The organism is Arthrobacter sp. I3, assembly GCF_000520575.1.
In the GTDB taxonomy this organism is placed as follows: domain Bacteria; phylum Actinomycetota; class Actinomycetes; order Actinomycetales; family Micrococcaceae; genus Arthrobacter; species Arthrobacter humicola_A.
This window is the reverse complement of sequence record NZ_KI914935.1, coordinates 23,642-36,647: the sequence shown is the minus strand read 5'-3', so window position 1 is coordinate 36,647 and position 13,006 is coordinate 23,642. Positions and strand designations below refer to the sequence as shown.

Annotated in this window: 10 protein-coding genes; 3 read left to right on the top strand and 7 right to left on the bottom strand. The window is 70.0% G+C overall.

What is annotated here, in order from left to right; genetic code table 11:
* Positions 1-180 precede the first annotated feature (180 nt).
* Both Y706_RS0114495 and Y706_RS0114490 read right to left on the bottom strand, forming a co-directional pair.
* Positions 181-2,928 carry a PEP/pyruvate-binding domain-containing protein gene (locus Y706_RS0114495; RefSeq protein WP_028277147.1) on the bottom strand — a complete coding sequence of 916 codons (2,748 nt, stop codon included), beginning with the start codon at positions 2,926-2,928 and terminating at the stop codon, positions 181-183.
* A gap of 37 nt (positions 2,929-2,965) precedes the next feature.
* Complete coding sequence (locus tag Y706_RS0114490) at positions 2,966-4,003, bottom strand: universal stress protein (RefSeq protein ID WP_028277146.1); 1,038 nt, start codon at positions 4,001-4,003, stop codon at positions 2,966-2,968.
* Positions 4,004-4,475: 472 nt separating this feature from the next.
* On the opposite strand from Y706_RS0114490, the gene Y706_RS0114485 reads away from it, so the two are divergent.
* Positions 4,476-5,105: an NAD(P)/FAD-dependent oxidoreductase gene (locus Y706_RS0114485; RefSeq protein WP_043436212.1), complete on the top strand. Its 630-nt coding sequence runs from the start codon at positions 4,476-4,478 to the stop codon at positions 5,103-5,105.
* Positions 5,106-5,145: 40 nt separating this feature from the next.
* Here Y706_RS0114485 and Y706_RS0114480 read toward each other — a convergent pair whose 3' ends face one another.
* Positions 5,146-5,739, bottom strand: a complete 594-nt coding sequence (locus Y706_RS0114480; RefSeq protein ID WP_028277144.1) for a copper resistance CopC family protein — start codon at positions 5,737-5,739, stop codon at positions 5,146-5,148.
* A gap of 121 nt (positions 5,740-5,860) precedes the next feature.
* Between Y706_RS0114480 and Y706_RS0114475 the strand changes: the two genes are divergently transcribed.
* Both Y706_RS0114475 and hutG read left to right on the top strand, forming a co-directional pair.
* Positions 5,861-7,303, top strand: coding sequence for an NCS2 family permease (locus Y706_RS0114475; protein ID WP_028277143.1), 1,443 nt, complete (start codon positions 5,861-5,863; stop codon positions 7,301-7,303).
* Positions 7,304-7,453: 150 nt separating this feature from the next.
* Positions 7,454-8,413 (top strand): formimidoylglutamase, encoded by a 960-nt coding sequence (gene hutG / locus Y706_RS0114470; protein WP_028277142.1) that lies wholly within the window; start codon positions 7,454-7,456, stop codon positions 8,411-8,413.
* A 30-nt stretch (positions 8,414-8,443) separates the two neighbouring features.
* Here the strand turns inward: hutG and Y706_RS0114465 are convergent, their stop codons facing one another.
* The 4 genes from Y706_RS0114465 to hutU form a co-directional block, all read right to left on the bottom strand.
* Entirely contained in the window at positions 8,444-9,748 is a 1,305-nt protein-coding gene (locus Y706_RS0114465; protein WP_028277141.1) for a cation:proton antiporter, read from the bottom strand.
* 113 nt (positions 9,749-9,861) lie between these two features.
* On the bottom strand, positions 9,862-10,098 hold the full coding sequence (locus tag Y706_RS0114460; RefSeq protein WP_028277140.1) for a hypothetical protein: 237 nt from the start codon (positions 10,096-10,098) through the stop codon (positions 9,862-9,864).
* A 152-nt stretch (positions 10,099-10,250) separates the two neighbouring features.
* Positions 10,251-11,843 (bottom strand): histidine ammonia-lyase, encoded by a 1,593-nt coding sequence (gene hutH / locus Y706_RS0114455; protein ID WP_028277139.1) that lies wholly within the window; start codon positions 11,841-11,843, stop codon positions 10,251-10,253.
* Positions 11,844-11,852: 9 nt separating this feature from the next.
* Positions 11,853-13,006 (bottom strand): urocanate hydratase (hutU, locus tag Y706_RS25605; RefSeq protein WP_043436211.1); only part of this gene is annotated, 1,154 nt, incomplete at its 5' end.

Here is a 13,006-nt window from a genome sequence, read left to right as displayed (position 1 = left end):
GCGGCCGGGTGTCAGGCGCCGGGGTGCCCGCCGCGGGAACTCCGGCGCTCCCGGGCTCCCGGCCCTCGGAGCCGCGCACTTCGCTCATGGCCCCACTGTAGCGAGCCGGCCGACACCATGGTGCGGAGCCCGCCGCCGCCGGCGGCCCGGCGCGAAGTTGCCGGCGTCAGGGTGACGGCGTCAGGGTGCCGGCGGCGTTGACGGCGTCACGGTGCCGGCGGCGCCGTCGACCGTAATGCTGTGGCCCGTGGCGATCCTCGACGTCGCGTCGGGGACCCCCACCACTGCGGGGATCCCGTATTCCCGGGCGACGACGGCGCCGTGGGAGTTGGGCCCGCCCATTTCCATCACGAGGCCGCCGGCCGTCAGGAACAACGGTGTCCAGCCCGGATCGGTGGACGGCGCCACGAGGATCTCGCCCGGTTCCAGGTGCGCACCCTGGGGGTCCAGGATCACCCGGGCCCGGGCCGTGATGGTGCCGGCCGAAGCCGGCGTGCCGGAGAGCCGCCCCGCGCCGCCGTCAGAACCCGCCGGCCCCCTTCCGCCGGCTGTGGTCTGCACCGCAGTGGTCTGCACCGCCTCGGGCTCGGTGCCGTCCGAGAGCAGCACGCGGGGAATGTGCCGGCGGCCCAGTTCGGCCGCGTACGCCTCCCGGCGCCGTGCCACGAGCCCCTGCAGCGCGGCGCCGCCGAGCCCCCGGTGCGCGTCAGCCAGGTCGAGGAAGAAGATATCGTCGGCCGCATCGAGAGCCCCGGCCGAGGCGAGTTCGGCCCCGACGGCTGCGAGCTGCCGCCGGACGGCGCCGAGCGCTTCCACGAGGTGGTACTTGGGCAGCTCCCGCAGCCCGACGAACATCCGGGTCCGCCGCAGCGCGGCCCGCGCGAGTGCACCGCGAAGGCGGCTGCGCTGCGCCGCCGCTGCCACCAGCCGGGCCACCTGTGCCTCCGCCTCGCGGGCCGCCTTGCCGAACTGCCGGTCCGGGGCGAGCGCGGGATCATCCATGCGCAGATAGTTGGCCAGGACCCCGAGGATGTGGGTCGGGTCATCAGACCAGCGGGGCATGCCGACGTCGATCTCCGCCACGGCGCGGTGTCCGTACCGGCCCAGGAAGTCCCGCAGCCCGGATTGCACGACGCCGGGCAGGTCCCCCGCCCGGTAACGCCGGGCTATCTCGGGCAATGCGGCTTCCCCGAACACCGCCGCCGACGCCGGGTCGTTGCGGATGGCAGTAGCCAGCGACCACAGGTCCAGGTCCATTTCGGTGGTCACGTTGTTGGGCAGCCCCCGCAGGACTTCCTGCAGCGCCCCGTTCCCCGGTTTCCCGGCGAGTTTTCCGGCCACGGCCAGCAAGGCGAACCCCAGGGCGGGCAGCGGCAGGATCGCGGGAACCACGGGAAAGACATGCTGGCCAAGGATCCGCTCGACGTGGTCCAGGCGCTCCGTGGCGGTGGCGCCGGCGGGCACCGCGAGTGCCGCGCGGAGCTGTTCGCCCACACGGTCTGCCCGGCGCAGTGCCGCCTCGGGCCGGATGAGGCCGCGGATCAAGGTCTCCGGGACCTTCGCCCGCGCCGCCACCGGGGCGACGTGGCGCAGGAGCCCCCACGGCCTTGTTGTGGTCACGGAGAACCGGGGATCGGCGAAAAGGTTGCGCAGCACGGTGGCCGAACGCGCCTCCATGACGTCAAACACGCGGGGGACAATGGCGCGCCCGGTCTGGCTCCGGAGAACCGGCGTGAGATCGAAGAAAATCCGCTGGCCTGCCTCCGCGTACGGCGCGGGCCCGTCACGGGGCACCGGCACCGGGAAATGCGCCGCCCCCGCAACCGAAGACGCAATCAGCCGGATGCCGGCGAGTCCCATCGGGGTGAGGGGCCGGGTCAGCCCCTGGGCCAGGCTGAAACACAAATACACGCGCGGCGTCGGCCCGGAGGGAGGCCGGTCCGGCATCGGATAGAGGGTGGTGATGGGCCTGGACTGAGTCAGCCACACGGCACCGTCCCGGCCGATGGCCCATTCGAGGTCCTGCGGCGAGCCGAAGTGCACCTCCGCGCGGCGGCCCAGGAGCTCCAGTGCCGCCAGTTGGGCGTCGTCCAGGCTAGGCGCCAGCCCGGCGTCAGGTTGCGCCACCCGCTCGGTGCCGCCGCCGGGCAGGGGACGAATGATGATGCCCTTGTCCCCAATTCGCCGCTCAAGGATCCGTCCCGTGGTGCCGTCGAGCACGAAGTGGTCAGGGTTGACCGCCCCGGACACCACGGCCTCCCCCAGCCCCGGGCTGGCGTCGATGACGGCCTCGTGCCGCCGGCCGGTCACGGGATTGGCTGTGAACAGCACCCCGGCCACGGCCGCGTCCACCATGCGCTGGACAACCACGGCGAGGGACACCGCCGAGGGCTCAATCCCCTGCACCGCGCGGTAGGTCACCGCGCGGTCTGTCCACAGCGAGGCCCAGCACCGGCGGACGGCAGCCAGCACGGCATCCGCACCCACCACGCTCAGGAAAGTGTCCTGCTGGCCGGCGAAGCTGGCAAACGGCAGGTCTTCGGCGGTCGCGGAGGACCGCACGGCGACCGCCGTGCCGGTGCCCAGCGCCGCATAGGCGGCGCGCACGGCGGCGTCGATGCCGGCGGGGACATCGGCGTCGAGCACCAGCGCGCGGGCCTTCGCCGCGAGCGCCGCCAGCCCCGCCAGGTCGTCGGGGGCTGTTGCGGCGAGGGCGCGGTGCACGTCCGCCAGCGCCGGGGATGCCGTGGCGTCCAGATACGCACTGGTGGTCAGGCAGAAGCCGGCGGGCACCGGTAGGCCGGCGCGTGCCAGTTCGCCCAGGTTCGCCGCCTTCCCGCCGACGGTGGCCAGCATGTCCGGGCCAAGGCGTTCAAGGGCCAGGACCGGCCCGCCCTCGGCAGGGTCCGGCGTCCCGGGGTGCTCCATCCGTTAACCGTCCTTCCGACGCCGGGCCCGTCGCCTTCTAGGAGTCGCCGAGCATCGGGCCGAAGCTGGCTCTGTCCGCCAGCCGCGGGTCGTCGCGGTCCGGCACCACCATCACCGGGCCCTTGGCGTGGTGGAGGACGCCGTCGGACGTGGAGCCCAGCAGCATCCCGGTGAATCCGCCGCGCCCTCGGGTGCCGACCACCACGAGCTCCACGTGCCGGCTGGCGTCGACGAGGATGTCGACGGGCGAGCCGTCCACGAGCTGAGTCTCCACCTGCAGGGCAGGGAAGTAGCTCCGCAGCCAGGCCACGCCGGCGTCGAGCTGTACCTTGATGTCGGCGAACAGTGCGTCGCGGTCCATCGGGGTGGGCACCCATGCCAGCGAGCCGGTGTACTGCGGCACCGCGCACACCACGCGGAGCCGGGCGGAGAGCCGCTCGGCCTGCGCTGCGGCCTCCAGCACGGCGACGCGGGCCTGCTCGGAACCGTCGACGCCGACGACCACGACGTTCTCCACCGGCTGGCTGCCCGACCTGGCACGTTCGGCGAGGACGTGCTTGTCGTCTGTGGTTTCGCCCAGGCGGTCCGCGCAGATCAGTGGCACGGTCACGGTGGGGCACTTCGAGTGGGCGGGCAGCGCGCTGCTGACGGAGCCGAGCAGCCGGCCCACGAAGCCACCGCGGCCGCGGGTGCCGAAGACCAGAAGCTCCGCGGTTTCGCTGATTTCCAGCAGCACGCCGGACGCGTCCCCGTTTTCGACGGACGCGTCGACGTCGATGTTGTAGAAGGCGATCTTGTCCATGGCGTGCTTGAGGATGGCTTCGGCGCCCTCGCGGATCACGGAGTCGTCCACCGTGGCGTAGCCGCCGTCGAGCCCGGAAGCGGCAAAGATCGGCACGGAATAGGCGGTCACGATGTGCAGCGGGCGGCGACGGCGTTCCGCCTCACGGGCCGCCCACACCAGGGCGCAGTGGCTGTGGTCCGAGCCGTCCACTCCCACGACGATTCCGCGGGGCGGCGCCGGCTCGCCACCGGTCTCCCATGCCGGGTCCGGATGCACCTGTTCACGGCCCATAGGGTCCGCCTCCTCGCGATTCTTGCCTGATGTTGCGGCTATTCTGCCAGAAGTACTGCCGCCCGGCGTCCACCGGCGAGGCGACCCGGAATCTGCGTGCAGGAACCCCTGATTTTCCTCACTATTCTCGGTTAATTGCGAACATTCAAGACGGCGGCAAGGCGTCCCCGGCCGCCCGCGGCGGAAGGATTTACGCAGAGTTAACACGCCGTTTCCCGGCCCGGAAATTCAGGCTTTTGAGCCGGTTTCCGCTGGAGCGGGGGCACGGAAACCGCCGGAATCCGGCACCACAGCCAATGTCCTACCTCCCCTATCCACGGGCGGGAATCTTAGGTATCCTTCGAGGCATTGCTGAACCGAGACTGGTGTTCCAGAAAGCAGCCGCTGGGGCTGTGGAACCAGGCACGGGTTGGCGTCCGGGGTTTCCCCCGCGACTCGCACCATTTCAAGGAGGTACCCTGCAGTGTCGAGCATGCCTTTGTACGGCGGGATTGAGCGGACCACCGCCGTAGTCATCGGGACGGGGCTCTCCGGCCTGGCTGTGGCCAGTGAGCTCCAGCGCCGGGGCGTTGCGTCCATCATTGTGGACGGGCTCGACCTCCTGGGTGCCGGCCATCCGGCCAACACCTCCTCGCTTCAGCGCTGCGACGCGGCGGACGCCGCCAGCCTGAGGGAGCGCAACGAAATCCTGCGGCACCTGCGCAACTACGCCGCAAGCCACAAGCTCGACGTGCGGAACAACATCCGGGCCCTGCAGCTGGACCTCCTGGAGGCCGGCACGGACGGCTCACCCACCGAGAAGTGGGCCGTCCAGACCCCTGGCGGCGTCCTGCTGGCCGACCACCTTGTCCTGACCCGCTGCGCCCACAGCCAGCTGCGCCGCATGCTCTCGGAGCTTGGCATGGCAGCCGGGCAGAACCTCATGGCGGCAATGCATGCTCTGGGAATGTACCTCGTGGGGGTGGGCGAGCTCATTACCCCGACGCCCAAGGAAGTCCTGCGCCAGGCCAAGGTGGTGGGACAGGCAATCTCGGCCAAGGTCCACCCGAACGGGATCCCCGCGCTGCTGCCCGGCGGATTTGCCCTGGCCGCCCCCGCCTAGCAGCGCTTTGGCCGCGTTGCCGGAGTCAGGTTGGCTTGTTTCAGCCTTCGGTGTCGCCGCCCTCGTCCGGGGTGAGGCGGCGTTTCGCCATCAGGCCCAGGGCCACCAGGATGCCGACCCCGACGGCGACGAAGACCATGACGCTCCAGGGAAACTGCTGCGACCCGGCCGGTGCAGGGGCTGGCGCGGGCGTGGTCCCCGGCTGGGCGGTGCCCATCGTGGGGACGCCGGCAGCCGCCGTCGTGCCTGCCGCAGCCGCCGTCGCTGTGAAGGTGAAGCTGCCCTCGATCGGGTGGCCGTCGGAACTGGCCACCCGCCAGTGCACGGTGTACGGCCCCGCGGGGGCGCCGGACTTCAGCTTCTGCGCAGCGACGTTGTCCACGATTTCCACGGGACCGTCCGACCAGTTGGCGCCGGCGGCGTCGTTGACCACGATCTGCGACCCCAGGGCAAGCGGATTGTGGTTGAACGTGACCGAGACCTGCTCCGGCGGTGCCGCGACGGTTGCTCCGGCAGCCGGGCTGGTGGACTCCGCGGTATCGTGCGCCGACGCCGGGCTCACTGCTCCCAGCAGGACGGCCACAAGGACGACGGCGCCCAGCAGGGCACTGCGAAGCTGGCGGATACGGCGCATGGGCAGGCTACTCCTAGTGTTGGCTTCCTTACAGACTAGGCGAAAACGCAGGGTTGGCCCTCGGGCGCCAAATAAGATATATGCAACACCCATCACTCCCGGAGGACTAATGCAAGACCTAATGCTCAAGCAGGGCTCGGCACTCGACCGGTATTTCAAGATATCCGAGCGGGGGTCGAACGTCTCGCGCGAGATCCGCGGAGGGTTCGCCACGTTCTTCGCCATGAGCTACATCGTGGTGCTGAATCCGCTGATCCTCTCCGGGCCGGACTCCTCGGGCGCCACGCTGGGCTTCCCCGCCGTCGCCGCCGTCACCGCGTTCGTGGCCGGCATCCTGACCATCCTCATGGGCGCGTGGGCCAAGCATCCCTTCGCCCTCGCCACCGGGCTCGGCGTCAACGCGTTCGTCGCCGTCACAGTGGCCACGAACCCCGGCCTGACCTGGCCGGACATGATGGGCCTGGTGATGCTCTCGGGCATCACCATGCTGATCCTGGTCCTCACCGGCTTCCGGACGGCCGTGTTCAAGGCCGTACCCGAGGGGCTGAAGACCGCGATCGTGGTGGGCATCGGCCTGTTCATCGCCCTGATCGGTCTCGTCAACGCGGGCTTCGTGCGCCGCGTCCCCGATGTCGCCGGCACCACCGTCCCTGTCGGCCTGGGCTTCGACGGCAAGCTCCTGGGCTGGCCGACCTTCGTGTTCGTCTTCGGCCTGATCCTGACCATCGCGCTGGTGGTCCGCAAGGTCAAGGGCGCCATCCTGATCGGCATCGTGGCCTCGACCATCCTGTCCGTGATCCTGGAATCCATCCTGCACATCGGGCCCAGCTTTGACGGCAAGACCCACAACCCGCAGGGCTGGTCCCTCGTGGCACCGCAGTTCTCCGAGTGGACGGCCCCGGACCTGTCCCTGATCGGCAAGGCCAACCCCTTCGGCGCCTTTGAACACCTCGGCTTCGTCGCGGCGACCCTGCTGGCGTTCGTGATCCTGCTCAGCATCTTCTTCGACGCCATGGGCACGATGGTGGGACTGGCCACCGAGGCCGGCACCATCGACAAGGACGGCAACATCCCCGACGTCGACCGCGTGCTGCAGGTGGACGCCCTGGGCGCGATCATCGGCGGCGGCGCCTCCGTCTCCTCGAACCAGATCTACGTCGAGTCCGGCGCCGGCATCGGCGAAGGCGCACGCACCGGCCTGGCCTCCGTCGTCACCGGCCTGCTGTTCCTCGTGGCGATGTTCTTCACCCCGCTGATCAACCTCGTGCCGTTCGAGGCCGTGGCCCCCGCCCTCGTGGTCGTCGGCTTCATGATGGTCTCCCAGGTGGGCAAGATCGACTGGCAGGACTGGGGTATCGCGATTCCGGCCTTCCTGACCTTCACCCTCATGCCGTTCACGTACTCGATCGCCAACGGCCTGGGCGCTGGCTTCATCAGCTTCGTGCTGATCCGCCTGTTCGAGGGCCGGGCCCGCGAGGTGCACCCGCTCATGTGGGCCGTGGCGTCCGCGTTCCTGCTCTTCTTCGCGATCGGCCCGATCGAGGCCGCCCTGGGGATCCACTAACGCAGCCCCGCCCGCGGTCACGCCCGCCGGGTGGGCCACGCCCACCCGGCGTGGCCCACCCGGCGGCGTTTAAGCTCAGTTTCCGGGATTCCGGACAGTCCGACGGCGGCCCGGCTGGCTTTCCGGCCCGGGCTGCGGTGAGCTGGGGGCATGGTTTCTCCCGCGCTCCCCGTTGATGTCCCGCCCCAGCCCTGGACCGGCAGGTTCGACGGCGACGGCGACGAACACCGGCGTTGGTGGCAGGCGGTGACCCCCTACGCTCCCGGCACGGTTCCGGCGGGTGTCCCTGCTGGGCGCCCCGCCGTCATCCTCGGCTTCGGCAGCGACGCCGGGGTGCGTCGCAACAAGGGACGGACCGGCGCCGCGGCCGCCCCCGCGGCCATCCGGGCCGCGCTCGGCCCGCTCGCGTTCCACCTGACGCGGCCCGTGCACGACGCCGGCGACGTCACCGTGGCCGGGGACGCGCTCGAGGCAGGACAGGCCCGCGCCGGGCTCGCGATCACCAGTCTGCTCGACGCCGGCGGGCTTCCCGTGGTGCTCGGCGGCGGGCACGAGACCGCCTTTGCCAGCTATCTCGGCGTGGCCGGGTCGGCGGCCGTGCGCGAGGGCCTGAGCGTCGGCGTGCTGAACCTCGATGCCCACTTCGACCTCCGCGATGAGCCGGTGCCCAGCTCCGGCACGCCGTTTCTCCAGATGGCCCGCGCCGAAGCAGCCGCCGGCCGCGAACTGCGCTACGCCGTCGTCGGGATTTCCGAGCCGAACAACACCCGTACGCTGTTCCGGACGGCAGACGAGCTCGGCGTGGACTACCTGCTGGACGAGGACTGCTCGGCGGACGCCGCGCACGCGTTTGTGGCAGCCTTCCTGGCACAGGTGGACGCGGTGTACCTGACCATCGACCTGGACGTGCTGCCGGCCTCCGCGGCCCCCGGGGTGAGCGCTCCCGCGGCCTTTGGTGTGCCGCTGCCGGTGATCAGCGCCGTGTGCCGCCAGGTGGCCGCGAGCGGGAAGCTCCTGCATCTGGATATCGCCGAGCTGAACCCGGAGTTCGACATCGACGGCCGCACCGCCAAAGTGGCCGCCCGGCTGGTCAATACGCTGCTGGGATAGGCGGGGCGGCGGGAACGGTCAGCCGCCGCCTCAGATGGGCGTTTTCGGCGCCTTGCCCTCGTCGCCATGTTGCTGCACAGCCTTCCGTTCGCGCAGCCGGTCCAGCCGGTTCATGACGGGAGCCGTTGTCGCCCCATGCAGCACGATGGACATCCCCACCACCAGGCCGATGAACGCCCACAATTCCTCGGCCTGGGCTCCAAAGTCGCCCTTGCTGAGCGCGTATGCGAGATAGTAGAGCGAGCCGATGCCGCGGATGCCGAAAAAGGCGATGGCGATCCGTTCCCGCGGGCCGGTCTTACCCCGGGCGAGGCCGGTCCAGCCCGCCAGCGGACGGACGAGCAGCAGGAACGCCAGCGCCACCAGAACCTCCGCCCAGCCAATGCCGGCCAGCAGGCCTCGTGCAATCGCGCCGCCCAGCAGCACCAGGATGACCACCGTCATGAGACGTTCGAGCTGCTCCACATAGGCGTGCATGACACGGTGAAACCCATGCGTGCGTTCAGCGGCCCGAATGGTCACGGCGCATACAAAGACGGCGATGAACCCGTAGCCTTCCAGCATTTCCGTCACCCCGTACGCGAGGAACGTCGCCGCCAGCGCCACGAAGCCCTCCGAGTGGTTGGACAGCCGGATGCTGTCGCGGGCGGAGAAGAACAGCTGGCTCAACGCTTTCCCGGCCAGCCAGCCGACGAGTAGCCCCATGCCGATCCGCCACAGGACATCGGTGAGGAACCAGGGCCAAAACCACTCGGACGGCGCCGACCCGGACAGGCTGATGGCGATGGCCAGGTAGACAAACGGAAAGGCCAGCCCGTCATTCAGGCCTGCCTCGGAGGTGAGGCCGAAACGGATCTCGTCTTCGCCACGCTCGGTTTCGTGCTCGTCGTCGGCGGGCTCGCCCACCTGCACTTCAGAGGCCAGCACCGGGTCGGTTGGGGCGAGCGCGGCTGCGACCAGCAGTGCCGCTCCGAGCCCCAGCCCCAGCGCCCAGAGCCCCAGCAGGGTCAGTGCAACAATGCAGACCGGCATGGCGATCCCCAGCATCCGCCAGGTGGTGGACCATTCGCGTCGTCCCACGGGACGGTCGAGTGCGAGGCCCGCGCCCATCAGGGAGATGATGACGCAGACTTCCGTCACGTGGGTGGTGAACTCCCCATATTGCAGTGGATCTGGGGCCGGCAGGCCGGGGATGAATGTGAAGGCGAGTATGCCGGCGGCCAGGAAGACCATCGGCATGGACAGCGGCGCGTTTCGCAGCAGCTTGGGCAGGAGTGCGGCGGCGAAAACGGCCATGCCTGCCGCGGCAAAAACGATGCTGGGAGCCTCAAACACTGCGTGGTCCTCCTGCCCGGGCCCGGATGCCCGGGGGATGAGTCGGGGCCCCGTCCCTGTGGAACGGCGCCCCTCACCCAACGATACGCGTGAACGCGTAAAACCCGGCCAGCTTAGCTGCGGCGGACCTGCACGCCGTCGGACTGCAGGAAAAGCTGCGTTTCGGACGGCCCCACGGGGACCAACCAGAGCACATTTCCGCTCACTGAGACCTCTTCGACCTCACCGGCCGCAATGACCTGAGCGTGCTTGACGATTTCGACCCGTTCGCCGACCCGGAGGCCGCTCCAGTCGGAAACCGTAGCTGCGGATGCAAGGCGCCTGGACAGTACCGTGCCGCGTGCTTTCATAGAACTCTTACCCCTTTGTATGTGTTCTTGGCCACAACTTCGTTGGTGTGGACTCTCCATTTGTACTACAGTTCCCGGGCCCCCGCCGTCCGTGTCGCAAAAGATTTCGGGGGCGCCGGGAATTATTCAGCTGCCGTGCATATTGTTTCTTCTCAGGCGAGATTTCCGACGGCGGATTCGGCCGCCGCCCGGACCTTGCCCGAGGCCACGAGGGCATCCGCCGCTTCGAGCTCCGGTGACAGGAACCTGTCGGTGCCCGGACCGTCGACGACGTCGCGCAGCGCGGCGATCACGGCCGCGCCCGCAGGTCCCGGCGTGAGTTCGCCGCCGGAGAGCTGGGTGCGGATGTCCAGCGCCCGGGCCGAGGTCACCAGTTCGATCGCCAGGACCCGGCGCAGGTTCTCCACCGCGCGGCGGAGCTTGCGGGCCGCGTGCCAGCCCATGGAGACGTGGTCCTCCTGCATCGCCGAGCTCGGGATCGAGTCCACCGACGCCGGGACGGCCAGCCGCTTGTTGTCCGAGACCAGGCCGGCCTGCGTGTACTGGGCGATCATGAGGCCGGAGTCGACGCCGGGGTCCGAGGCCAGGAAGGCGGGCAGCCCGTGCGAGCGGGCCGGGTCCAGCATCCGGTCGGTCCGGCGCTCGGCGATGGAGCTCAGGTCCGCGACGGCGATCGCCAGGAAGTCCAGCACGTAGGCCACCGGGGCGCCGTGGAAGTTGCCGTTGGAGCTGACCCGGCCGTCGAGCAGGACCACCGGGTTGTCGATCGCGGCGGCCAGTTCGCGGGAGGCGACCAGGGCGGCATGGTCCACGGTGTCGCGGACGGCGCCGGCCACCTGGGGTGCGCAGCGCAGCGAGTAGGCGTCCTGGACCTTGGTGTCGTTGATCCGGTGCGAGGCCACGATCGGGGAGTTGGACAGCACACGGAGCATGTTGTCCGCGGCGGCGGCCTGGCCCGGGTGCGGGCGCAGCGCCGCGTGCAGCTCCGGCAGGAACACCTGGTCGGTGCCGAGCAGCGCCTCGACGCTGAGCGCGGCGGTGATGTCCGCCGTCGTAAGCAGCTGGCGGATGTCCGCGATGGCCATCAGCAGCATGCCGAGCATGCCCTCGGTGCCGTTGACGAGGGCCAGGCCCTCCTTTTCGGCCAGCGTGACGGGTTCGATGCCGTGCGCGGCGAGGAGCTCGGCGACCGGGCGGGCATCCTTGCTCCCGTACAGCGTGCCGTCGGGGCCGGTCGCCTCGCCTTCGCCCATCAGGACCAGGGCGCAGTGGGACAGCGGCGCGAGGTCGCCCGAGCAGCCGAGGGAGCCGAATTCGCGGACCACCGGGGTGATGCCGGCGTTGAGCACGTCCACCATGGTCTGCAGCACCACCGGGCGGACGCCGGTGCGGCCGGAGGCCAGGGTCTTGGCGCGCAGGAACATGATGCCGCGGACCACATCGCGTTCCACGGCCGGGCCCATGCCGGCGGCGTGGCTGCGGATCAGGGATTTCTGCAGCTGGGTGCGCAGCTCGTTGGGGATGTGCCGGTTGGCCAGCGCCCCGAAGCCGGTGGAGATCCCGTAGGCCGGGACCTCGCTGTGTGCGAGATCGTCGATGTGGGCGCGGACCTTGGCGACGGCGTCCAGGGCGTCCTGGGCGATGGTGACGTGGGCGTCGTGGCGGGCGACGGCGACGACGTCCTCGGGGGTGACACCGCTGGAGCCGAGGGTGACGGTGAGCGGTTCGTGGGTTGTAACAGTCATTGTGAAGTCCTACTTCTTTTCGTTCATCGGGATGCGGACGCCGCGTTCCTTGGCGACTTCGACGGCGCGGTCGTAGCCGGCGTCGGCGTGGCGGATGACGCCCATGCCGGGATCGTTGGTCAGGAGGCGCGCGAGCTTTTCCGCGGCGAGGTCGGTGCCGTCGGCAACGGAGACCTGGCCGGCGTGGATGGAGCGGCCGATGCCGACCCCGCCGCCGTGGTGGATGGAAACCCAGGTGGCGCCGGAGGCCGTGTTGAGAAGGGCGTTGAGCAGCGGCCAGTCGGCGATCGCGTCGGAGCCGTCGGCCATGGCCTCGGTCTCGCGGTACGGGGAGGCGACGGAGCCGGAGTCGAGGTGGTCGCGGCCGATCACGATGGGCGCCTTGACCTTGCCCTCCTTGACGAGCTGGTTGAACAGCAGGCCGGCCTGGGCGCGTTCGCCATAGCCGAGCCAGCAGATGCGGGCCGGCAGGCCTTCGAACTCGACCCGTTCGGCGGCGGCATCGAGCCAGCGGTGCAGGTGCTTGTTCTCGGGGAAGAGCTCTTTGATGGCCTTGTCCGTGACTGCGATGTCCTCGGGGTCGCCGGAGAGGGCCACCCAGCGGAACGGGCCGAGGCCCTCGCAGAACAGCGGCCGGATGTAGGCCGGGACGAAGCCGGGGAATTCGAAGGCGCGGTTGTAGCCGCCCTTGCGGGCCTCGTCCCGGATGGAGTTGCCGTAGTCGAAGACCTCGGCGCCGGCGTCCTGGAACTCGACCATGGCCTGGACGTGCTTGGCCATCGAGGCCTGGGCCTTCTTGGTGAAGCCTTCGGGATCGGCCGCGGCCTCGCTGTGCCATTCCTCGACGGTGATGCCCTCGGGCAGGTAGCTCAGGGGGTCGTGCGCGGAGGTCTGGTCCGTGACGATGTCGACGGTGAGCTCGCCGGCGTTGTGGCGGCGCAGGATCTCGGGGAAGACCTCGGCGGCGTTGCCGACGTAGCCCACGGACCAGCCGCGGCGCTCTTCCTTGGCCTTCAGGACTTTGGCGATCGCGGCGTCGAGATCAGTTTCGACCTCGTCGAGGTAACGCTTCCCGGCCCGGCGGCGCAGGCGGGTCTCGTCGACGTCGACAATCAGGCAGGCGCCGTCGTTCAGGGTGACGGCGAGCGGCTGGGCGCCGCCCA